The 21,979-nt window shown below is 66.2% G+C and carries 22 protein-coding genes and 2 pseudogenes; 12 read left to right on the top strand and 12 right to left on the bottom strand.

The annotated features are described in order from the left end of the window. Window positions 1–78: 78 nt before the first annotated feature. On the bottom strand, window positions 79–615 hold the full coding sequence (locus tag OG878_RS33285) for a hypothetical protein (RefSeq protein WP_328890202.1): 537 nt from the start codon (window positions 613–615) through the stop codon (window positions 79–81). 212 nt (window positions 616–827) lie between these two features. Between OG878_RS33285 and OG878_RS33280 the strand changes: the two genes are divergently transcribed. The 3 genes from OG878_RS33280 (at window position 828) to OG878_RS33270 (ending at window position 3,801) form a co-directional block, all read left to right on the top strand. Further along, window positions 828–1,943 (top strand): helix-turn-helix domain-containing protein, encoded by a 1,116-nt coding sequence (locus OG878_RS33280; RefSeq protein WP_328890201.1) that lies wholly within the window; start codon window positions 828–830, stop codon window positions 1,941–1,943. Between the two features lie 12 nt (window positions 1,944–1,955). Continuing rightward, entirely contained in the window at window positions 1,956–2,528 is a 573-nt protein-coding gene (locus OG878_RS33275; protein WP_328890200.1) for an HD domain-containing protein, read from the top strand. A 535-nt stretch (window positions 2,529–3,063) separates the two neighbouring features. Further along, window positions 3,064–3,801: a flavodoxin family protein gene (locus OG878_RS33270; RefSeq protein ID WP_326813871.1), complete on the top strand. Its 738-nt coding sequence runs from the start codon at window positions 3,064–3,066 to the stop codon at window positions 3,799–3,801. Window positions 3,802–4,232: 431 nt separating this feature from the next. On the opposite strand, the gene OG878_RS33265 is transcribed toward OG878_RS33270, so the two are convergent. After that, the gene (locus OG878_RS33265) at window positions 4,233–4,517 is read right to left on the bottom strand and encodes a hypothetical protein (RefSeq protein WP_328890199.1); all 285 of its coding nucleotides are present in this window, start codon (window positions 4,515–4,517) and stop codon (window positions 4,233–4,235) included. A 525-nt stretch (window positions 4,518–5,042) separates the two neighbouring features. Between OG878_RS33265 and OG878_RS33260 the strand changes: the two genes are divergently transcribed. Continuing rightward, the gene (locus tag OG878_RS33260; RefSeq protein WP_390838786.1) at window positions 5,043–5,354 is read left to right on the top strand and encodes a transposase; all 312 of its coding nucleotides are present in this window, start codon (window positions 5,043–5,045) and stop codon (window positions 5,352–5,354) included. Further along, window positions 5,351–6,223 carry an IS3 family transposase gene (locus OG878_RS33255; RefSeq protein WP_328884813.1) on the top strand — a complete coding sequence of 291 codons (873 nt, stop codon included), beginning with the start codon at window positions 5,351–5,353 and terminating at the stop codon, window positions 6,221–6,223. Before OG878_RS33260 ends, OG878_RS33255 begins: the two co-directional genes overlap by 4 nt. 37 nt (window positions 6,224–6,260) lie before the next feature. Here the strand turns inward: OG878_RS33255 and OG878_RS33250 are convergent, their stop codons facing one another. Together OG878_RS33250 and OG878_RS33245 are read right to left on the bottom strand one after the other, a co-directional pair. Continuing rightward, complete coding sequence (locus OG878_RS33250) at window positions 6,261–6,509, bottom strand: peptide-methionine (R)-S-oxide reductase (RefSeq protein WP_328891464.1); 249 nt, start codon at window positions 6,507–6,509, stop codon at window positions 6,261–6,263. Beyond that, window positions 6,502–6,606: pseudogene (locus OG878_RS33245) on the bottom strand (peptide-methionine (R)-S-oxide reductase MsrB); the annotation flags it as partial. The gene OG878_RS33250 and the pseudogene OG878_RS33245, both read right to left, overlap by 8 nt. 298 nt (window positions 6,607–6,904) lie before the next feature. Between OG878_RS33245 and OG878_RS33240 the strand changes: the two are divergent. Beyond that, a complete protein-coding gene (locus OG878_RS33240; protein WP_328890198.1) occupies window positions 6,905–9,244 on the top strand; it encodes an ATP-binding SpoIIE family protein phosphatase in 2,340 nt (779 codons plus the stop codon). Window positions 9,245–9,490: 246 nt separating this feature from the next. On the opposite strand, the gene OG878_RS33235 is transcribed toward OG878_RS33240, so the two are convergent. Next, on the bottom strand, window positions 9,491–9,925 hold the full coding sequence (locus tag OG878_RS33235) for an RraA family protein (RefSeq protein WP_328891463.1): 435 nt from the start codon (window positions 9,923–9,925) through the stop codon (window positions 9,491–9,493). A 919-nt stretch (window positions 9,926–10,844) separates the two neighbouring features. Between OG878_RS33235 and OG878_RS33230 the strand changes: the two genes are divergently transcribed. Genes OG878_RS33230 through OG878_RS33220 form a run of 3 tightly spaced genes read left to right on the top strand, consistent with a single transcriptional unit; the run spans window position 10,845 to window position 12,470 of the window. After that, a complete protein-coding gene (locus tag OG878_RS33230; RefSeq protein WP_328890197.1) occupies window positions 10,845–11,444 on the top strand; it encodes a sulfite oxidase-like oxidoreductase in 600 nt (199 codons plus the stop codon). Next, window positions 11,414–12,160, top strand: a complete 747-nt coding sequence (locus tag OG878_RS33225) for a ferredoxin reductase (protein ID WP_328890196.1) — start codon at window positions 11,414–11,416, stop codon at window positions 12,158–12,160. Before OG878_RS33230 ends, OG878_RS33225 begins: the two co-directional genes overlap by 31 nt. Window position 12,161: 1 nt before the next feature. Next, the gene (locus OG878_RS33220) at window positions 12,162–12,470 is read left to right on the top strand and encodes a DUF6510 family protein (protein ID WP_328890195.1); all 309 of its coding nucleotides are present in this window, start codon (window positions 12,162–12,164) and stop codon (window positions 12,468–12,470) included. A 54-nt stretch (window positions 12,471–12,524) separates the two neighbouring features. Here OG878_RS33220 and OG878_RS33215 read toward each other — a convergent pair whose 3' ends face one another. Then, entirely contained in the window at window positions 12,525–13,610 is a 1,086-nt protein-coding gene (locus OG878_RS33215; protein WP_328890194.1) for an IS630 family transposase, read from the bottom strand. A 79-nt stretch (window positions 13,611–13,689) separates the two neighbouring features. Here OG878_RS33215 and OG878_RS33210 point away from each other — a divergent pair. Then, window positions 13,690–14,807 (top strand): annotated as a pseudogene (locus tag OG878_RS33210) (IS630 family transposase). Here OG878_RS33210 and OG878_RS33205 read toward each other — a convergent pair. The 5 genes from OG878_RS33205 to OG878_RS33185 all read right to left on the bottom strand — a co-directional run bounded on the left by OG878_RS33205 (window position 14,804) and on the right by OG878_RS33185 (window position 20,007). Beyond that, on the bottom strand, window positions 14,804–15,148 hold the full coding sequence (locus tag OG878_RS33205) for a molybdenum cofactor biosysynthesis protein (RefSeq protein ID WP_328890193.1): 345 nt from the start codon (window positions 15,146–15,148) through the stop codon (window positions 14,804–14,806). The pseudogene OG878_RS33210 and the gene OG878_RS33205 sit on opposite strands and share 4 nt — an antisense overlap. A 674-nt stretch (window positions 15,149–15,822) precedes the next feature. Next, complete coding sequence (locus tag OG878_RS33200) at window positions 15,823–16,722, bottom strand: NADP-dependent oxidoreductase (protein ID WP_328890192.1); 900 nt, start codon at window positions 16,720–16,722, stop codon at window positions 15,823–15,825. Window positions 16,723–17,398: 676 nt separating this feature from the next. Beyond that, on the bottom strand, window positions 17,399–18,046 hold the full coding sequence (locus tag OG878_RS33195; RefSeq protein WP_328890191.1) for a nitroreductase family protein: 648 nt from the start codon (window positions 18,044–18,046) through the stop codon (window positions 17,399–17,401). 60 nt (window positions 18,047–18,106) lie between these two features. Beyond that, entirely contained in the window at window positions 18,107–18,931 is an 825-nt protein-coding gene (locus OG878_RS33190; RefSeq protein WP_328890190.1) for an isocitrate lyase/PEP mutase family protein, read from the bottom strand. A gap of 521 nt (window positions 18,932–19,452) precedes the next feature. Further along, window positions 19,453–20,007: a carboxymuconolactone decarboxylase family protein gene (locus OG878_RS33185; protein ID WP_326607661.1), complete on the bottom strand. Its 555-nt coding sequence runs from the start codon at window positions 20,005–20,007 to the stop codon at window positions 19,453–19,455. Window positions 20,008–20,540: 533 nt separating this feature from the next. On the opposite strand from OG878_RS33185, the gene OG878_RS33180 reads away from it, so the two are divergent. Both OG878_RS33180 and OG878_RS33175 read left to right on the top strand, forming a co-directional pair. Continuing rightward, the gene (locus tag OG878_RS33180) at window positions 20,541–20,954 is read left to right on the top strand and encodes a Rid family hydrolase (protein ID WP_328890189.1); all 414 of its coding nucleotides are present in this window, start codon (window positions 20,541–20,543) and stop codon (window positions 20,952–20,954) included. 5 nt (window positions 20,955–20,959) lie between these two features. Further along, window positions 20,960–21,364 (top strand): LmrA/YxaF family transcription factor, encoded by a 405-nt coding sequence (locus tag OG878_RS33175; protein WP_328891462.1) that lies wholly within the window; start codon window positions 20,960–20,962, stop codon window positions 21,362–21,364. 303 nt (window positions 21,365–21,667) lie between these two features. On the opposite strand, the gene OG878_RS33170 is transcribed toward OG878_RS33175, so the two are convergent. After that, window positions 21,668–21,979, bottom strand: coding sequence for an MmcQ/YjbR family DNA-binding protein (locus OG878_RS33170; protein WP_328890188.1), 312 nt, complete (start codon window positions 21,977–21,979; stop codon window positions 21,668–21,670).

Genomic DNA, 21,979 nt, shown 5'->3' with positions numbered 1-21,979 from the left:
CAGCTGTGGTCACCAGGCACGTCCTTTCAGCAGGATTTACAAGATCGGGGGAACCAGCAGGCAGAGCGGGCGCGGGCCTCATTCACCGGCTCCCCGCTCTGCCGCCGCCTGCTGGTACCGGCCGGTCATCACCAGCTGAGAGACCGCCTGCGGGACGCAGAGCTCGCCGGGACTGTCCATCGGCACGCACCAGTACGAGCGGGCCTCGGACGGGGCGGTCGCACTCGGGGTCGGGACACCGAGGAAACAACCGGCCCCAAGACACTCCGCTTCCGGCACCAGCCTGGACTTCCACACATCTTGGTGTGCGGCGCTCGCCGGTACGAGGACGTAGTACCGCCTCGACGCGACATCGACGAACACCGGACCGCCCATCAACGCCGCCGAGAGATAGGCGTTGACCTTGTGCAGCTCCTCCGTCCCGGCGGCGGCGTGCACCACTTCGGCCGGGACGCGGATCGCGGAGAAGATACCTCCGCATCGCAGGAGCGCGATCCCGCCCACCGCCCACTCCTTGCGGGCCTCTTTCATGTCCTGGGCAGCCGCAAGGAGCCAGTGGCTGACCGCCAGTTGCCGCTCATGGCGGGTGTGTACCAGGACGTCCTGGAGCGCCAACTCAGCAGACGTAGTGAACGGTGAAGCGCCAGGCTTGATCGGCACGTGGTCAACCGGCTTAGCGCCCTCGGGATCTGCAACGGTGCCCATTGCTGAGAGCCTCCCTACTAGGCTCGTCTGGTGATGACTACGACGGTAGAAAGCCGTGCTCAGCGCTTGAAGTGACCGCGAGTACAGGTGGGCTGCCGTCAGCAATGGGGAATGGGGCAGCCATGCAGTCGAGCCCGCCACAAACCCTGACCAGTGGTCAGGGATCATCCGTACGCCCCCGCACGGGCGTCATCTCGGGCTACGTCTTCCGCGTGATACGAGAGCAGCAGGGGCGCACCCAGGAGGAGACTGCCGAGCTCCTCAAGGTGTCCTCGGACACGATCGCCGGATGGGAGACCGGGCGCCGCCCTCTCACCGCCGTGCCTACCGGGCAAATGCTCATGCACCGGCACCGGCTGATGCAGATGGGGACCGCGCCCTCCCTGCTTCAGGCCCTCGAACGCGCCCTTGAGGCTGACGTCCTCCTCGCAAGCGCCCTGGACGAAGAGATCCCCGTCGAGGAGAGCCCGCTCGGCGCCTGGGTGATGCAACGCGACCTGGTCGAGGTGCTGGCCTGGCCCCTCAGCGGCGTCGCGCCCCAACCCGTGCGCGAGCTCCCCCAGCCTCCCCGGGCCCGTCGCGGCCCTGTGCCCTCCGGACCAACCCTCCCGTTAGCCGACCGGACCCGGTTCTTCCAACAGATGCGGCGCACCGCTGAGCACGCCCGCAGCGACAAGCAATTCCTCCTTCGCCGTCAGGCTCTCTACCTCTCCGGATACGACGACCAGGCCGACACGTCGGAGTGGCTCGCCTATCAGCAACGCACGGAGCGACCGCAGGACTGGCTCACGCGCTGGCTCAACGGTCGGTCTGTGGCAGCCGTTGCCGCCAGGCAGGGCGACCGCGACCGCATGAGCTACTTCATCGACAAAGACCTCACAGGTGACGAGGCCGGCGAGGCCGCGAACCTCAACTACTGGGCCTACTGGCTCGGTGAGACTCCGCACCTTCAACTGTCCGACGACTTCATTGCGGTCCGCACGCCCGGGCCATGGTCCGGCGAAAAGCTCCTCACACACCTGTCTATCGGTCTCGCGCTTCATCACGGCTACGTCGACCTGAACATCCACACCGTGTGGTCTCTCCTCCAGATCCGCCCCAACCTGCTGCGCTCCGGTGCGGCTGCCCGCGCCCTACTCGACCGTCTCGCCGTGATGTTGGATAGCCGGGAGCTTTCGGCGCGTGCTCGTCGGGAGCTGGAGAGCATCCAGTACGCGATCCGCCTCGCCGAGGCGTGAGAGGAGTCCGAGGTGGCAGACGACCTGTCCGCGGTGGCGAGGTTCCTGTACGAGGCCGGGACGCTGAAGCAGACCAAGCGCACTGGGTGGTGGATGGCTGGCGTACGTGATCCCGAGTCGGTCGCGGAGCATTCCTGGCGCACGGCCCTCATCGCGTCGGTCATCGCGAAGCTCGAAGGGGCTGACCCTGCGAAGGCTGCCTTCCTCGCGGTGTGGCACGACTCGCAGGAGACACGCACCGGTGACGTGAACCGCCTGGGCAAGAAGTACGCCCCGAGCGCCGACCCCGAGGCGGTCACGGCCGACCAGGTCGCGGGCATGCCCGAGGTACTGGCGTCCGCTATCCGCGAGGTCGTCGCCGAGTATGAAGCGAAGGAATCTCCGGAAGCGGTCTGCGCTCGGGACGCCGACAAACTGGAGTGCATGATCCAGGGGATCGAGTACAGGGCGCAGGGCTACGACGCCCAACGGTGGATCGACAACAGCCGCGGGCGTCTCACCACGAAGACCGCGAACGAGCTCGCCGACGCAGTCCTGGAGGGTGCGCCGCTGGACTGGCTGCGCACGGCGATGGGCGAGAAGTAGAGCTGACCGCCAGGTGACGGTGGGTCCCTCTCGTTGGTCGAGGCGGGGCCCACTGCGCGCCTCTCGGCTGCGTGCGGCCGGGTGGCCGACTACGGGAGAACCGTGTGCCTCTGCGTGACGATGGGGCTGCGCCAGTACGATCCCGCCCCGTGGCAATCGAACTGAGTGACGAACTGATTGAGCTGGAGCGTGCGGCCTGGGCCGAACAGCAAGAGAACCGGCCGACGGTGGAGACCGCGGCCCGCGCGTAGGCGGCGATCACCGCCCACGCCGAAGCGACGGAACAGAACCGCTACGACGCACAGTGGGCCCCTAGCAGCACACTGACCTGCGGTTTCCGTCTGACCTGCACAAACTTCGAGCGCCTTGGCCCGCATCAACGCAGACGGCACCAGCCCCTGGGTGTGGCGTTCGGCCAAGGGAGTGGTAGCGGCAGCGAGCCACGCCACACTGACGGATACCGAAACGGGGCTTACATGATGATCAGCACTGCGCCGTCGTGACAGGCATGACGGTCTGAGCAACGGAGGCCTCAGTGACTGCGCAGCCGTCAGACGCCGGTGCACCGCCCGCACGCTACGACGACTTGCGCGCCCTTATTTTTAACTGCACGCTCAAGCGATCGCCGGAGCGGAGCAACACCCAGGGACTCATCGACCGCAGCGCAGCCATCATGCGGGGCCAAGGCGTCAGCGTCGATGTTGTGCGAGCCATCGACCACGACATCGCGGTCGGCGTGTGGCCTGACATGACTGAGCATGGCTGGCGGACGGACGAGTGGACCGCTCTGTACGAGAAAGTTCTGGCGGCGGACGTCCTCGTGTTGGCCGGCCCGATCTGGCTGGGCGACAACAGCTCCGTGATGAAGCAAGTGATCGAGCGGCTGTACGCGTGCTCCGGTCTCCTCAACGACGCAGGACAGTACGCCTACTACGGCCGGGTGGGGGGCTGCCTGATCACCGGTAACGAAGACGGCGTCAAGCACTGTGCCATGAACGTCCTCTATAGCCTCCAGCATCTCGGCTACACCATTCCCCCCCAGGCGGACGCGGGTTGGATCGGCGAAGCGGGGCCTGGCCCCTCGTACCTGGACCCCGGCTCAGGCGGCCCGGAGAACGACTTCACCAACCGCAACACCACCTTCATGACTTGGAATCTCCTCCACCTGGCGCGACTGCTCAAGGATGTCGGCGGCATCCCCGCCTACGGCAACCTGCGCACCGCTTGGGACGCGGGCTGCCGCCACGACTGGGAGAACCCCGAGCACAGGTGACCGGCAGGTGCGACTGTCCTTAGACAGTTGGCTGCGGTTCTGACGTGCGACCGCAGTGAATCCAACCCGCAGCCGGTACGGGGGAGGGGCGGCGGCCCGCGGCGGGAGAAGTGTAGCTACAGGCCAGGCCGCTACGGCGCAGGTTCGCGTCTTACCGTACGGAAACTACGCGCGATCGCTGCCTGACCGGTACCCAAGTCGGAGGCCGTCGGAAGATTGGCCTGCTTCAGGCGCGCCGCCGATGGCGGATCCCCGACCGGTTCGACAGCCGGGTGTCTTCGCTCAACGGCAGGTGTCGCACTTGCTGGCCTCGGAATTCTCGCCGATGCCGGCACTTGGTCGGCTCAAGGGCTCCACAGGCCCGCCCGCCCACAGGGCAGCCCTCAAGTGAGCGGGTGGCGTGAGCTAGCACGAGTTCCGGGACTCTGGGGTCACTGGTAACGCCCGTCGAAGCTGGCCCTGCTCTTGAGGTCCTGGAACCGCAGGCCGACGATCACTCCCTTCTCCACCATCCACCGGAGGTCGTAGGAGGCTCGGTAGGTAGGCGGCCAGAAGGAGTAGAAGAAGCCGTCTTCGCCGATGGACCACGTGCCTTCTGTCTGACGTCCACCCTCGACATAGCGGGTGACCCCGTCGGAGTCGAAGGTCTGTGTCGCGCCATCGCTGTAGACGAGGTCCCCAGCGGTGACAGCGGCCGGGATTTGCTCGGCCGGCACGCGGGCGCCGTCCTCAGCGGAAACGCCATCGAGGTTCTTGACCACTTTGCAGTCCTCCTGTCCCTGAGCTGAGCTGAGCCAGTGCAGCCATAGGCGTGGGTCTGAATGACAGCGCAGGCACAGCGGCGCTGCAGGGGAGGCCCGGAGTCGACTGGCGTTGCTGTGAAACCTCGGCGTGACGCATATTTGCCATTCTGCTCTGCATGGGTGCTGACGGTCCCTTCTTGTCAGCGCCGCCCCAAGAGCGGACGACTTGCTCGGGAACGGCGTGACGGGGGCCGACCCAGGCGGTCCGGATTCCCAACGTGTAGGCCTGACGGCCACGGGAAGAGCGGGTCAGGCGCCGGCCGTGCCCTCAGGCGCGTCGAACAGGCCCAGGTACTGACCGTACCCCTCCTTCTGGAGTTCCTCGACGGGTATGAAGCGCAGGGACGCGGAGTTGATGCAGTACCGGAGTCCTCCTGGGCTTGATCCGCTTTGACGGACATTCGAGATCAGGGGTTCAGCCCCGGGAGGATGTCCATCATGGAGAGCATGGGGAAGAAGAAGCCTCGCCGCCCTCGTCGTTCGTTTACGCCGGAGTTCAAGGCCGAGATCGTCGGGCTGTGCCGACGGGGTGACCGCTCGGTCGGGCAGGTCGCCAAGGACTTCGAGCTGACCGAGACCGCGGTGCGGGACTGGGTCAAGCAGGCCGAGGTCGATGCGGGCGAGCGCAACGGGCTGACCAGCAGTGAGCGCGAGGAACTGGCCGCGTTGCGGCGGGAGAACCGCCGGCTGCGCGAGGATGTCGACGTACTCAAGCGGGCCACAGCTTTCTTCGCGAAGGAGACCCGGTGACGGTGCACCCGTTCATCGAGGCGGAGAAGCAGGCAGGTCACAGCGTCAAACGGGCGTGTGAGCTGATGAAGGTCTCCCGGACCGCCTTCTATGCCCGTCGCTCCGGCCTGCCTGGCCCCCGTGCAGTGCGGGATGCCGAGCTGACCAAGCAGATTGTCGAGGTCCATGCGAAATCGCGCGGAACCTATGGGGCCCCGCGCGTGCACGCCGTGCTCATGCGCGAGGGTGCCCGGTGCGGTCGCCGTCGTGTCGCACGACTGATGCAGGCCGCAGGACTGCAGGGCCGGCACCGCAGACGACGGCATTTGACCACGATCCCTGATCCCAGGGCTGCCTTCCGTCCCGACCTCATCGTCCGGGACTTCCAGCCCGACCGCACCGGGCTCGATGCCCGCTGGTGCGGCGACATCACGTATGTCCCGACCGAGGAGGGCTGGCTCTATCTGGCCACGGTCATCGACATCGCCTCCCGGCGCGTGGTCGGCTGGGCAACCGCCGATCACCTGCGAACCGAGCTGGTGGCCGACGCGCTGACAGACGCCTGCCGGCAGCGTCGCCCCACCCATCCCGTGATCTTCCATTCGGATCGCGGCTGCCAGTACACCAGTCAGCAATTCGCCTCGCTGGCAAGCGAGTTCGGGATTCGACTGTCGGTCGGCCGCACCGGTCAGTGCTGGGACAACGCGCTCGCCGAGTCGTTCTTCTCGACCATCAAACGCGAACTGCTCGGCACCTCCGCCTGGCCCAGCCGGGCCGCCGCCCGCACCGCGATCTTCGATTTCATCGAGGGCTGGTACAACTTGCACCGATTGCACAGCAGCCTCGGCTACCTCAGCCCCGCCGAGTACGAGACCGCACTCGCAGCCTGACCACCACACCAATGGTGTCCGTCAAAGCGGAGGAAGCTCATCCCTTGTCGCTTGGCCCGTCGGGAAACAGGTGCCCAAGATGGCTGTCACCGTGTGCCGACCGGACTTCGACACGAACCATGCCGTGGTTGATATCCGGGTTCTCGACGATGTATTTGGGGTCTATAGGCCGCGTGAAGCTGGGCCACCCAGTCAGGCTGTCGTACTTGTCCACCGAGGCCGAACAGCGGCTCCCCGGACACGGTGTCCACGTAGATCCCGGGCGCCTTGTTGTCCCAGTAGGCATTAACGAACGAAGGCTCCGTCGCATCTTGTTGGGTCACCCGATACTGCTCGTCGGTGAGCTGCGAGACGCGCTCCGGGCTCTTGCTGTACTCCGGCATGTCTGCCTCCTAAGCAACGCTGGTGCGTCAGTAGTCCCACATGTTCTGCGTCGTCTGCAGCCCGTGTTCTTACCACTGGGGCGACGGCGGCCAAGGCTGCCCGTGAAGGTGCGCCAAGGCGGGTGACGCCCGGCCCGACGTGCGCTGGGAGGGCGGCAAACTAGACTGGAGGTGATCGGCGCTGTCCCTGATAGCCCGGACCGCCCTCGCCGGAGCCGGGAGAGCGGGAAGACGAGAAGGCCCCGGCCCCCGGCCCCCGTCCGCCTTGATTGGCCCCCTGTGCAGCAGCATCGACCCGATGGAGCCCGCCATGCTCGCGGTCTTGTTCGAGGCACAGCCGGAACCGGGTCAGTTCGACTCCTACCGCGACCACGCCGCAGCAGTGCAGCGCACACTGGGAGGCGGCGAGCCCGCCGAGCGCAACGAATACCGCAGCGCGACCCGTGAAGGCTGGCTCATGTCACTCGCCGTCTGGGCCGGTAAGACGGGCCGTACGGCCAGGATAGAACATCCCGGTAGTCGCGGGGAGGCCCTGGGCTCGCTCCTCGACTACCGCCTGCGGACGGGCGAGGTGGCCTTCGATACGAGGGCGGCCCCGTCACCCCCCACCCCGCAGCCTGACAGCGCTGGTGAGCAAGGGGCAGCGGTGACCGTGCTGAGCATGGCGGGCCAGGAAGCACACCACGCCTTGGACAACCCACGGCAATGCGCCGAACGCCTTGGCCTGGGTACCACTACCCAAGGCCTGGCCGCCTGGGACCTCTTCGAAGCATTGGACCAGCCCGGCGAAGCCGTCATACTGCTCTCCTGGCGGAGCCAGCAGGCCGCACGGGCCTTCGAGCGGGAGCATGAGCTACCCGCCGGCACCAGGCTGCAGCGCGTCCACGTGTCCAGCGACCGCCGAGCTACCAGCACCCCGAGCAGCGCCGCCCAGCGGCACCTGACCCTCCAACCTCTGCACGGCCAGACCGCCAACGACGGCGAGCGCGAACGGCTCAAACTGCTGGCGGACGCTGGCGCCACGGTAGGCGCCACTTTGGACCTGGTCAGCACGGCACAAAACCTAGCCGACGTCCTGGTGCCTCGCCTGGCCGACGCCGCCACCGTAGATGTCCTAGATGACGTCGTCAGAGGAGAGGCACGCCCTCCGGCACGGCGTGCCCTGCGCCGTGTGGCCTCGGCGATGGCGCTGAAATCCGGCAGTGCCCTCGACGGTCAGAGCGGCAGCACGCCGCGGTGCCCCCCTCTTCCCAGCACCAACACCCCACTGCAAGGGCCTGCGCTCGCGATGAGCCCTATAGGGGGGATGTTCACCGAGATCTTCGGCCACGACGCGCGTAACTCCCGTTACATAAGAGACCTGGCAGTCCACTCGGTGACCGTCGTGCCGCTGAGCGCACGTGCCGCCGGCCTGGGACTGCTGACGGTCTACCGCTGGCGCGAGCCTCACGGCCTCTTCCAGGAAGGTGACCTGGACCTCCTCCAGGAGCTGGCGAGACGCGCCGCGACCGCCCTGGAAAACGCCCAAACCTATGCGCACGAGCGGGACACCGCCGTGGCCCTGCGCCGCGCCACCTTGCCCCTCTCGGTACCGCGTACGCCAGCGCTAGAGGTGCGTCACGGATTCGACCCAGCCTGCGCCGACGGCCGCTGGTACGACGTCATACGCATGCCCGGTGCCCGGACAGCCCTCGTCGTCGGCGACGCCACCGCGCTGGGCGCGTCCGCCGCCGTGGCGGCCGTCCGCCTGCGCTCAGCGATACGAGCGCTAGCTGCTCTGGAGACGCCACCCCAGGAGCTGCTGACCCGGCTCAACGACCTCGTCGTCGACCTCGCACCCTGCCCGCCAGACGAACAGGAGCACTTGCGCAGCACGTGCCTGTATCTTGTCTACGATCCGGCCCGGACTGATGTCACCTTCGCCAGCGCGGGCCATTGCCCTCCAGTCGTTGTATCTCCGGGATCGGGCCCCCACGCGCTGCACGAAGTACAGGGGCCGGGGCTCGGAGAACCCCGAGCGAAGTACTCAGAGGTCCGGCTGCCCGTCGAGCCGGACACCCTGCTCGCCTTGAGCGCCCTCCCCGAGCCCGGCGACTCCTCTGCCGCACTGCAGGCTGCTCTTGAGGCGCCGGGTCTGGAACTGGACGCGCGCTTCCAAGCGGCAGCACACGCCCTGGCGCCATCCTGGCCGGCCGCGGCCCCGCTGCTCATCGCGCGCACTAGCCTGCTGGGGCCAGACCAGATGGCGTCTTGGGCCCTCGCAAGCGACATCGCCATCGTCGCCACGGCACGCGCCCTTGTCGATCGGCAGCTGGACGCGTGGGGCATCGGTGAGGACATCAAGTTCGTGACTGTACTAATCGTCAGCGAACTCGTCACCAACGCTGTGCGCCACGCCTCAGCGCCCATCATGCTGCGGCTCATACGGCGGGAGACACTGTTCTGCGAGGTGTCAGACGGCAGCAGTGTGGCTCCTCACCTGCAGCACGCCCATCCCAGTGACGAGAACGGGCGCGGCCTGCTCATCGTTGCGGAGACCGTCCTGCGATGGGGGGTACGGCGTGACCTGACGGGCAAGACCATCTGGACGGAGCAGGAGTTGTCGCATGATGGCCCCAGCGGGCTTCGAGCCCCTTGACGGCTTGAGGGGCAGGGAGGGAGCGGTACGCCGGAATCCCGGCCGAGCAGGAGCACATTGAGGGCCGCCCAGAGAACCCTCGGCGTGCTGAGGGCACTCTTCGGCCGGGGGCGTTCTGCAGGAGGATGTGCCGGAGCTACTTGTCTGGCTGCGTTGCTTCGGCCCTGATGTTTTTGGCAGCCGCGGCCTCCTCGGCTGTGACCTCCTCCGCGATATCCAAGACCCGGTGCAGGCTCGCTGAAGGGATCACCACGCCCCCGCGTTGTCCATGTAGACGTAGTCGCCGGGGTTCACACACACGCCTGAAATCTCGACGGCGATGCCGAAAGCATGGGGCATCACCGTGTCGCCGCCCCAGCGGACGGCCTCTCCTCGGCACCACGTGGCGAAGCTGTAACCGTGCAGCTGGTCGAAGTCCCGCAGCCGGCCGTCGGCCAGGACGCCGGCGAGCCCGTGGCCGTCTGCTCTGGAAAGTTTGGTGCCCCCGCCGTGCGACACGTCGGGGTAGCCCCCGCTGGAAAGCACGAGGACTTGGCCCAGAGTAGGCGCCCGTCCGCCGAGTGCCCCGTAGAAGAAGTACCTGAAGTCGCGGCCCGGCTCTACCAGGTCTTCGCGGTATGGCATGAAGGAAATGGTGGCTGCACGTCCGAAGAGTGTGCGGCTGGGGTCGGGGCTCGCCATGGATGGAATGTGAACCCGGTGACTGTGGACTCGGCCTATGGCATCGACGAGCGTGGCGCACCCCAAGCGGGCGGTTTTCGCGGCCAGGGTCTCGTCCTCCATGTCCCGTCTCTCCTCTACAGTCATCCGTCGCGGGCCAAAGAGTTAGAGCGCTTGCCAGGCCGTTTTCGCGGCGAATCAGGCGACGCACCTTCCCTCATGAACGCTACGCCGTGGCACCCTGCCTCGCCTTTGCGCGCGCCTACAAACCAGCGTCCCAAATTTTTAGGTCCAGCTCTCGCCCGCCAAGTCGCGCGTATTACAGTTTGACGAGCAGGTCTGGGCGGCTGACATCGCGTATTACAACCACGAGCATCGGCACTCGGGCATCGGCTGGCACACCCCCACCTCCGTCCACTTCGGAACCGCCGAGGAGGTCCGCGACCAGCGCGCGGTCACCCTCGCCGAGGCATACGCCCGCCACCCCGAACGCTTCGGCCGCCGCCCCAGCCCACCCGAGATACCCCAGACGGCCTGGATCAACGACCCGGCCAAGCGCAGGGAACCCGCACCACAAACCTCATAGCCTCACGACCGTCTCACTGGACTTGAAATCTTCCGGGCCCGGAGCCACTGACCACTCGCTCACTCGCAGGACACGGTGTTACTAGACGCGGCGAGTAGCCACTCCGCAGGACGGTAGCGGCGGCGCCTGCCTGGATACCCAGGTAGCGTTGAGTGCAGGCGCCCCTCCCCGCTTGCTGAGCGCATGCATGACTCCTAGGGCTCGCGGCCACTCTCCAGGCGTGTCCCACTGTCTCTGGCGCTGAGAGTGCCTCGCCCGCCCGGTGACATGGGGGTAAGAGAAAGCTTCCTGCAGACGCTAATCAGAAAGCCGTCGCAACGACTGTACGAAAACCGACAAACAGGGACGACCAGCATGACGATTATCTCGCGCGGATTTCACGGCCGGAGGCCGTCCGAAGGCACGAAACTGCCACCTGGGCAGTACGAGACCAATGACTTCCCGGTGTTGTCCGCCGGGCCGACGCCTCACGTAGAGAAGAGCAGCTGGGAGCTCTCTGTAACCACTGAGGACGGACGACGGCATACATGGGATTGGGCCGCCTTGATGGCGCTTCCGTCGGAATCTCCGACAGTCGACCTGCACTGTGTGACCAAGTGGTCGAAGTTCGGCACCGAGTGGCGGGGAGTATCCCTGGACGTTCTGCTCGCAGATGTGGAGACAGCCGCCGAGTACGCCCTCGTTACCTCTTACGGGGGCTACACCACAAACCTCCCGCTCGAGGATCTGCTCGATGGCAAGGCGTGGATCACCTACAGCTACGACGGTGACGACCTCGCACCCGAACATGGTGGGCCGGCCCGGCTGCTCGTACCCCACCTGTACCTGTGGAAGTCTGCCAAGTGGGTGCGCGGGATCGAACTGCTGGAGAGCGACACGCCTGGCTTTTGGGAAACCGCCGGCTACCACAACTACGGAGACCCATGGCGAGAACAGCGGTACCAGGGAGACTAGGCGACCGGCTTTGCTGGCGGGTTGCTGAGGTGACGGGCAGGCGTGTCGAGTCGCCCACAGCAGTCACAGTGGTGCTCGACGTACCTGACTGGCCGGGGCACCTGGCTGGCCAGCACGTTGACGTGCGATTGACTGCAGAAGACGGCTACAGCACCCAACGTAGCTATTCGATCGCGTCTGCCTCCGATGGTCAGCGCCTCGAGCTTACGATCCAGCGCCTGCCTGATGGTGAGGTGTCGCCCTACTTGGTGGATGAACTGAAACCTGGCGACCAACTAGAACTGCGAGGCCCCGTCGGCGGCTGGTTTGTCTGGGGACAGGATCAAACAGAGCCGATCCTTCTGGTTGCGGGCGGCTCGGGGCTTGTACCGCTGATGTGCATGATTCGCGCACGCGAAATGGCTGGCAGCAGAGCCCCCTTCCGGCTTCTGTACTCCGTGCGGGGCCCGGACGAGCTGCTGTATCGCTCCGAGCTCCGTGAGGGATCGCCGGGACTGGACATCTCATACCTCTACACCCGGCAAGCCCCACCGGATGCGCCGCGGCCGCCAGGGCGTGTCGCCCCCCATGACCTGGTCCGCAACGGCTGGCCCCCTGACTTTGAGCCGACCTGCTACGTCTGCGGGCCCACAGGCTTCGTTGAGAAGGCAGCTGCCTACTTGGTGCTCCTCGGGCACGCCCCAGAACGTGTCCGCACCGAACGCTTCGGAGGTTGAGATGGTGTTTGTAGAGACCAACGATCCGGATGCGGCCATTGCCCCCGATGGGTACATCGACGGAAATGCGCTGGCGGGGCCCCTCTCTGAGATCTTCGTCGTCGACGTGACTGCCGCGACGAGCCGATGCGCGCACTGTGGATGCACGGCGCCGCTCGCCTGTCTGCACGTGTATGGGCACGCTCCGGGCCTTGTCGCACGCTGCCAGCAGTGTGGTCAGGTCGTACTGCGTGTCGTGCGTGCAAAGGGCGTTGCCTGGCTCGACATGAGCGGCGCCGCGTCGCTGGCGATCCCTCTGGGGGAGGAGTGAGCGTGCGGGGCACTACGTCCTGCTAGTGTCCCGAGTCTTAGGAGCACTACATATCTAGGATTTGGGGTTCGGCAGGCGGTTCAGGTAGCCGGCGAGGCGTTCGAAGATCTCGTCGGCGGATCTGGTCCAGGTGAACGGCTTGGGGTCTTCGTTCCAGTGGGCGATCCAGTCGCGGATGTCCTTCTCCAGCGCTTGTACGTTCTTGTGGACGCCGCGGCGTATCTGCTTGTCCGTCAGCAGTCCGAACCAGCGCTCGACTTGGTTGAGCCAGGACGAACTGGTGGGCGTGAAGTGCATGTGGAAGCGCGGGTGCGCGAGCAGCCATTTCTGGATGGCGGGGGTCTTGTGGGTGGCGTAGTTGTCGCAGATCAGGTGGACGTCGAGCTCGGCGGGGACCTCCTTGTCGAGCTTGGCGAGGAACTTCTTGAACTCGGCGGCGCGGTGGCGGCGGTGCAGGGAGCCGATGACCTCGCCGGTGGCGGTGTTGAGCGCCGCGAACAAGGTGGTGACGCCTCCGCGCAGGTAGTCGTGGGTGCGGCGCTCGGGCATGCCGGGCATCATCGGCAGCACCGGGGCCGAGCGGTCCAGCGCCTGGATTTGCGATTTCTCGTCGACGCAGAGCACGATGGCGCGCTCGGGCGGATCGAGGTACAGGCCCACAACGTCGCGGACCTTCTCGACGAACTGTGGGTCCTTGCTCAGCTTGAAGGTGTCGACCTGGTGCGGCTTGAGGCCGAAGGTGCGCCATATCCGTGAGACCGTCGACTGGCTCAGCCCGCTCTGCTTCGCCATCTCGCGCGTGGACCAGTGCGTGGCGCCCTTCGGCGTCGCCTCCAGGGTCCGCACGATCACGTCCTCGACCTGCTCGTCGGTCACCGTGCGCGCCGGGCCCGGCCGCTTCTCGTCGGCCAGGCCCTCCAGCCGGTTGGCCGCGAACCGCTTCCGCCATGTGGCCACCGTGGTCGGGTGGATCCCGAGGTCCGCGCCCACCGCAGTGTTCGACAACCCGTCAGCGCACGCGAGGACGATCCGGCAGCGCAAGGCCAGAGCCTGCGCGGACGTCGCCCGCCGTGACCAGCGCAGCAACGTCTCCCGCTCGTCATCCGTCAGGACCACTTCGACCGTGCCCATGCGCGCCATGAGCCAAGCATACTTCTAAAGCTTTCCTAAGACTCGGGACACTAGTGTCCTGCGCCAGTAGTTCATCGTTAGTAGTTGTGTGACTTCTGCTGCTGGTGCGTCAGTTCCTCGTCGGGGCCCGCAGCTTCAACCGTTGCTGCTGTCTGATGACGAGCGGGCGGTGTTGGAGCGGTGGACGCGTCGGGCGACGTCGGCCCAAGCACTGGCCTTGCGGGCGCGGATTGTGCTGGCGTATGCGGGACCTGAGGTGCCGGCGATCATCGCGGTCGCCCGGGATCTGCGGGTGGCTGCGGACACGGTCCGCAAGTGGCGACGGCGGTTCCTCGTCGAGCGGCTGGACGGGCTGGTGGACGAGCCCCGGCCGGGCCGGCCGCCCACCATCAGCGTCGATCAGGTGGAAGCGGTGGTGGCCACCACGCTGGAACAGCTACCGAAGAACGCCACCCACTGGTCGCGGACATCGATGGCTCAGCACAGCGGCCTGTCGAAGTCGACCGTGGGCAGGATCTGGCGGCAGTTCCAGCTCAAGCCGCATCTGGCGAACACCTTCAAGCTGTCGACGGACCCGTTGTTCGTGGAGAAGGTCTACGACGTCGCGGGTCTGTACTTCAACCCGCCCGAGGGTGCGGTGGTGCTGTCGGTGGACGAGAAGTCGCAGATCCAGGCTCTGGACCGGTCCCAGCCGGTGCTGCCGATGATGCCCGGTATGCCCGAACGGCGTACCCACGACTATGTGCGCAACGGCCTGACCACACTGTTTGCCGCATTCGATGTCGCCACGGGGGAAGTCATTACTGCCCTGCACCGCCGGCACCGGGCCGTGGAGTTCAAGTGCCTGATCCGGATCGACAACGAGGTGCCCGCTCACCTGCAGGTCCATCTGCTCGTGGACAATTACGGCACCCACAAGGCTCCAGCGATCAGAGCCTGGCTGGCCAACACCCGCGGTTCGAACTGCACTTCACCCCGACCGGCTCCTCGTGGATCAACCAGGTCGAGCGGTGGTTCGGCTACCTGGCCCACCAAATGATCCGTCGTGGCGCACACAAGAACATCCACGCCCTGGAAGCCGACATCCGAGCCTGGGTCATGGACTGGAACGAAGACCCCAAGCCGTTCATCTGGACCAAGACCGCCGAAGAGATCCTCAACGCCCTCGCCGGCTTCTGCCGACGGATCTCTGGCGCAGAACACTAGCTGTGGGGACCTGCAACCTTGTTCACACGGCTGATGGACGGCTTGACGACACAGAAGCTCGCTCTGCCGACACGGAGCACGCCGTCCGACAGCGGTGTGCATCGGACGCCGCCCTTACCTCGGAGTGCCCGCTGTGCGCCTGGGCCGATGACTGTGTCCATCCACGCGCAGGGTCGTGCAGCACGGTTGACGGCAAGGATCAGGGGACCGCCGCCGCTGTCGAGTTCGACGGTCCAGCCGATGTATGCGTCGATGTCGATGCCTCGGAGCAGGATATTTCGCCGCATCTGCCGGAGGTCGACGTCTGGGTTGATGTCCAAGGGCAGGCTCTCTGCTGCCATGACCGTCACTGACGCGTCGTGATGAGCCGCCTGGGCGAAGTACCGGTCGCCGACGACTCCGAGGTGCCGACGCACCTCGGCCTGGTGCACCAGTCCGCCGACCGGGTCCGTTGACGGCCCCTCGGCCGGGCGCCCTGAGTACCGGTGCACTGGAGACACGAGGAGTTGCACCACTTCCACCTCGTCCGAGAGTGCTTTTGGCGGGCTCATGTCGGGGCGGACTCCACTTCTCCTATTGCGGGGCTAGGACGTCAGCACGCGCAGCGCAACATCCGCTTCGCCGTCAGTTCCGGCCTGGCTCACCGCGACTTGCGAGATCCCAACGCAGACGCCCCGTCCCCACCCGCCCGGCGATGTCCACCGCTCTCAGGCCGACCGCGCGCCGAGGCCCCTGCAGTGGCGAGCACCCGCTTCGCATGTCGGCGGCGCTCCGCGCGGTTAGTGCCTAGACGCACGATCAGCCGCGTCGGCACATCTCCTAGCAGATCCTGCCACTTTGACCTCGTCGTCACGACGCCACCATGCCCGACCGGATGCGCCCCACGCCCAATTGGCTTGGCAACCCGCTCCACCGGCTGCGGCCTGGTGAACCTTCCTATCTCAGCCTGACGACTTCTCGATCGCGCCTGGCGGGCACCGTGGCCCAGCATCGGGATCGGGCGGTGCCGGTCGGGTCATGCTGGGATGAGCACGATCTTCTTACCGCCAGCGCGTCCGGCAACCACCTGGGTGAATGCATCCGGTCCCTCGCTCAGCGGCAGGGGTTCCGGTGCGAGTTTCAAGGTTCCCGCCGCGGCCTGCTCTGCCAGTTGGACAAGCTGCGCGGCGTTGGGCTCGATGTAGAGGTCCCAACTCGTGATGCTTCGTTCCTCCGGAGGCGCGTCCGAGGTCAGGGAGCACAGTTGGCCGCCGTCCCGCACCAATGGCAGGGCCGTGTCAGCCGTGCCGGCAGCGATGATGAGGGCAGCGTCGAACCCGCCGCGTACCTTGGTCGGCCAGTTCGGGTCGTGGTAGTCGACGACCTCCATCGCTCCCAGACCAACCAGGCGCTCTGTGGCGGTAGCAGACGCGGTTGTGGTCACCTCGATGCCGTTGGCTGCGGCGAGTTGGATGGCCAGGGCTCCGGTGCCCCCGCCTCCGTTGGTGATCAGGAGTCGCTGTCCTCGGCTGAGGTCCAGCTTCTCCAGGGCCTGCAACGCGGTGAGCCCGTTGACTGGCAGTGCCGCTGCGTGTGCGGGGTCCAACCCTGGTGGGCAGGCTGCCGCGTGTTCCGCGTTGATCAGAACGCGTTCGGCCCAGAAGCCGCTTCCTCCAGGCAGCGGCGCCTCGTGCGCGAGCACCCGGTCGCCTACGGCGAACCCGGTGACACCCGCACCGACGGCCAGCACCTTGCCTGCGCCCTCGACTCCCAGTGCTGCCGGGGGACGCAGTCCCACGTCCCAACTGGCGTCGATTACCAGCTCGTCCCACGGGCCGACCCCGGCCGCCTCAACCGCCACCAGGATCTGACCGGGCTCGGGAGATGACGGTTCGGGCAACTCCAGCAGGGCGACTTCCTTTTCGGCCCTGGACACTCCGCACGCCTTCACAGTAAATCTTTGTCCTCTCACTCAGTCCGGCCGACCAGGAGGTACAGGCCGAAAACCCAAATCCGGCAGCGGCGTCGAACTGGACGTTCCGCACGCCTTCACACTAGATCTTTGTTGTCGCTCTCAGTCCGACCGACCGGTTCCCAGATCCCCGGCGCCTCAGACAGCAGCGTTGCCGCCGACGGCAGGTAGCCATCAGTCCGCGCTTCCGTCGCTCTCGCCGCGCTTGTTTCAACCTGTTGAGGTCAAGGGCGTGTCGCGGAGGCCGCGGCGCTCGACGAGCGGTACGCCGTGGATGTCGAGACGCTGCGAGAGGTGCCGCCCGACCCGATCGGCGTCGGCGAGATCGCGGTCTACTTTGGCGCGGTGTGGATCTCGTCGACGCCTACCGCCAGCAGTTCCGTGCTGAGCCGTTCGGCGACCCCACGGTGCGGGTCGGAGAACCCTCTGCCGGGCGAGTGGGAGGTCCGCCGACGCTGTTGGGTCATCCCGGCCGCCAACGGTTGGGGCGCCGGCCGGCGACCGCAACCGACATCGCGCGGGCCGTGATGACCGGCGGCGCCGGCCGCAGGCCTGGTTGTCTGGGGTGGGCCGGCCTCAAGGACCAGGAGCGTCCGCGGCCTGCGGACTTCGGCCACAGTCGTTCCCGGTGCCGGGATGTTTACACGAAGGTGAACAGCCGGTCGGTTTCGAAGCGCGAAATCGGGCTGGCGTACACCTTCGCGGGGTCGGGGTAGCCGAGGGCCAGCAGCACTGTCGTGGTGTGTCCGGTCTCGCGGATCTTGAACGCCTTGTCGACACTGGTCGGGTCGAACCCTTCGAGCGGCATGGCTTCGACGCCGAGCTCAGCAGCCGCCATCATGGTCAGACCCATGGCCAGGTAGGTCTGCTTTTCCATCCAGTGGTTCACGTCCTTGTACCCGTACTTGCGCAGGTTGAGGAAGTCGCGGGTCATGAACTCCCACAGCTCGTGCTTTGCCGGGTCGGCGAACCGCCCGTCGGTCCTCTCCTTGTTGAACACCTCATCGAGGTGGCTGTCGGGAAGATCCGCTCTGGTGGTGAGGATGACGGTGTGTGAGGCGTTCAGGATCTTCTCGCTGTTGTCCTGGAATCGTTCGCCGAGGTTGGCCGCCAGCCGCTCCTTTCCTTCGGGCGTGGCGAGGACGTAGAAATGGTTGGGCTGTACGTTCGTCGACGACGGCGTCGAGCGCAGGAACCCCAGCACTTGCTGAAGTGTTTCCTCCGGGATGGTCTTGCTGGGGTCGAAGTACCTGGTGAGGTGCTTGTTCATGAGCTTGTCGAGGTTCATGGCAACCTTCCTTTGTGTTGCAATCACTGGGTGAAGAGTCAGCGATTTGTGCTGTTTGGGTTAGTTCTTGCCGTGAGCAAGCAGTTCGTTGACGCGTGCGAAGCTCGTACCTGTCGTTGCCGAGGCGAGGTCGCCCGTGAGGAGCGCCTTCGTGGCCTGTTCGAGTGCGCCCATCGCGTGGGTGTAGAGCAGCGGACCCAGGCTGATGCGCTTGACCCCGGCCTGCTGCAGTTCCGCGACGGTCAGCACCTCGTCCGACGGAGACACCAGGACGTTGACCGGTGTCGGGGCGACCGCGGTGACGATCGCGACGAGTGCTTCGCGGTCGGGTGGGAACGGCGCGTAGACCACATCCGCGCCCGCCTCGGCGAAGGCCGTCAGACGCCGAATGGTGTCGTCAAGGTCGGGCCGTCCCTGGATGAAGTTGTCGGTGCGGCCGGTAACGACGATGCGCCCCTTCGAAGCGTCGACGGCGCTACGTACGCGTTTGACTGCTTCGTCGAAGTCGCGGATCGGCTTTTCGGGATCGCCCGAGGTGTCCTCCACGCCGATACCGGCCAGGCCGGACTCCACGGCGGCCTCAACGGTCGCGGCGACGTCTTCAGGCATGTCGCCATATCCGTCCTCGAAGTCTCCGTTGACGGGCAGCCCGGTGAGGCGGCCGAGCAGTCGCGCATGCTCAAGGTGCTCTTCGCGCATGACTTCGTGACGCCCGTCGAGGCGGCCGAGCGTGGCGGCGATCGCCGCAGACGATGTTGCGATCGCCTCGAAACCGGCATCGGCCAGTATCAGCGCCGAGAGGCCGTCCCATGCGTTCGGCATGACAAGGCCACCGTCGCGGGTATGCAGCGCCATGAATTTCTCATAGAGTTCGGAGCCCGGCATGTCGAGCCTTCCTGAATGATCGTTGACTCGGTGAGGGGTTCGCCGGCTGCGCGCCTGGGGCGCGTCGAGGTTTCAAAGATCAACCGGTGGGTGGGGTGTTGTTGGCGGCGGCGCGGAGCTTCCTAAAGCCGCCCCAGCCCCAACAGACGAGATGATGCGCGCTGAATCCGTGGACGATGTCCGTGGACTCGACGTCTGTTCGCCCGTCAGCCAGGCGCGCGTACTCCCAGGTCAACTGATGCCCGCCGGTGAGTGGGTCGCGTTAGGCCACCCAGTACTCGAAGACTCCTGCGCGGCGACGGGCAGCGAAGAAAGCGTGGATCGACTCGCGGTCCTGGCCCACAGCAGGGCCCAGGTCTCCCGCAGCATGGCAGTGGGGTGTTTCGATGACCCCTCCGCCGCGAAGAGGCTGGTGATCTTGTCGGCGTCCAGCGGCAGCACAACTTCGAGCTAGGAGCGGCACACATGCTCGCTCACGCTCTCGTGTGCCGCGCCGGGCGCTGTCGGGCCCGGGTGCGGGTTCACTGGGGCACGGTCGTCGCGACCGAGTCGACGGCGGGGATGTCGATGTCGGTCTGGTTGACATTGTTGATGAAGTTGGTGAGCAGGAACTGCACCGCCACCGCGACGATCGCCAGGATCTGCGAGTCGGTGTACCCGGCGCCCCGCACACCCGCGAGCTCGGCGTCGCTGACCCGCCCGCGGCTCTCGACCACCTGCTGCGCAAAGCGAGCGGCCGCGGCGCGTTTGGGATCGACGGAGCTCCCGATGCGGCCGAGCTCGATGTCGTCGCTCGACATGCCGGCGAATTCGGTCGCTACATGGGTGTGCATCGCCAGGCAGTAACTGCAGCCGTTGGCTTGAGACACGGCCAGCGCGATGCTGTGCCGCGTCCTCGCATCGAGTACCCGGCTGAAGGCGCCTTGCAGGTTCGTAACGACCTCAAGAACGGTCGGGTTCGACGCGATGGTCTTGAACATGTTCGGGACGAAGCCCAGCTGCGCACCAACGTTGTCGAGTATCCGCTGCGCGCCGTCAGGCACATCCTCTGGAGAAGGAACATTCAGTCGTGACACGGCGAATCGGCCTCCGATCGGGGGTATGAGTAGTCGTCGTAGCGCCCAGGTCGGGCTCGTGGTGCTTCGGAGCTCCGTCGCGGGCCCTACGCCGGCTGCAGCCTGGCCGGTGGCCTCGTTTGCGCCGGGCGCCTGGTGACCTGCATTGCGAGGGGTAACTCCGTCGGTTCCGAGATCCAGATCGCTTCGCCACTTCGAAGACCACTTAAGAAGGACTATACAGACCAGAAACTTCTGCGCAACCCCTCCCCGGACGAACCGCGCACGTCAGGTTGCCTACACGCAGGCAGATGTCGCAGCAGATCGTTAAATTTGCAGGTCAGCGCCACATGAGGGTGACATAACGGGCGACTTGGCCGGTCGGAATGACAGAGTCCAAACCGTCTCGAGGTAGTCCGGCTCAGGACCTGGCCGCTGAGTTTTGTGGACGATTTAGTCCAACATTAGATGAGGGTGGGCTGGAGGGAGGGCAGATCTCTCGGATCTGCCTGCTCCTCCGTCTCGCATCCGTCTACGCGGAGGTTTTGGTTGATATGACCGCTGCAGCACAGCCCATCGACGCCAGGACGTCGCGCCGCATCGGCACCCACTCCGATGCGGTCACGATCCCGGCCGGCGCCTCGCAGGTCGTCCGCTCCGGCACTTCGGGATTGCGGCCGGACGGAACCCTGCCGGAGGATTTCGCCGAGGAGGCCGGGCAAGCCTCGGACAACGTGTGCGAGGCGCTGCGGCGGGTGGGCGCCGGACTGAGCGACGTCGGCCTGGTCCGGTCCTGGTTTGCAGACCGCGATGACAGCGGCGCTTACGTAAGGGTTCGCAAGGACATCATCAGTCACCGACCGGCGTATATGCTCGTATTGGTGCCACAACTGATCCGGCCCAGTCTCTGCCTGGAGGTCGAAGCCACCGCGGTCGTGATGCGCTCCGCGGCGGAGCAGCACGAGTGAGTGACATGCCCGAGGGAGACACCGTGCCGCAGCGTCTGCGCGGCGTGAAGACCCTCACCGGTCTGCGCCGCTGGCGTGACGCCCTGGTCCACGCCAACTCGTTGCAGGACGGCTCATACGGATGCGCGCTGGGCGCAATGTCGATTGAGATGTCCGACAACGATGAGCGGTCCCGCCAAGCGCTCAACGCATCATTCGATGCCTGGCGGCGAATGCTCATCGAAACACTGACCCGGCTCCGCGTCCTCGGCGTACTCGCCGAGGACGCGGACCCACAACGCTTGGGTACTGGTCTGCTGGCTGCTCTGCAGGGTGGTTACGTGCTCGCACAGAACGCTCACAACTCCGAGCCGATGGCCGTCGCGCTGGACATGGCCCTCGACCACATCGCCGCCTTCGCTCGGGGCTGAGCCCACGTTCGCAGTTCCACGACACACTTCTCAGGCGGTCAGTTCCTCCTGAGCCAAGTTGGGCATACCTGCGCGGTCCAAGAACACGGCGGACGCAAGGGTGCCTTTGGCGAGCCGGTTGAAGTCCAGGTCGTCGGCGAGCCCGGACCCCGTGCGCTCGAGGATCCGCGGTCAGAGGGCGAGGCGGGCCCGGAGATCGGTTGCCGAGGCGGCGAGCCCGCGTCCCTCCAGCGCCGAGTTCAGCAACTTGAGGGCCGCAGACCAGTCCAGGCGGCAGGTCCGTCGATGGCGAGGGTGATCGGCCTATCGGGAAGCGTGGCGACCAGGGCGCTCCACCTCGGTGTGACTACTCCGCCAAGTGCCGGGTAACGAAAGCTTGGTTGGCAGGCCCGCGGTGATCGACGGGTGTTCGTGCTGCAGCAGCCGCCCGTACTCCGGTTCTGCCTTGAGGGTGACGATGCGTTCGTCCGGGTCGTCCGTGACGATCAGGAAGACCTTGCCGGCCACCTTGCAGACGTCCAGCTGGTCGGTGAACGGGCGCCCGGGACTGACTCCGGGCAGCGCCAGTGCTGCGTCGCGCGCTCTATCCTGGAGCTTCTCGCCGCGGATGGGCAT

The sequence above is a fragment of the Streptomyces sp. NBC_00316 genome (assembly GCF_036158715.1).
GTDB lineage: Bacteria > Actinomycetota > Actinomycetes > Streptomycetales > Streptomycetaceae > Streptomyces.
This window is presented reverse-complemented; position numbering and strand designations above follow the sequence as displayed.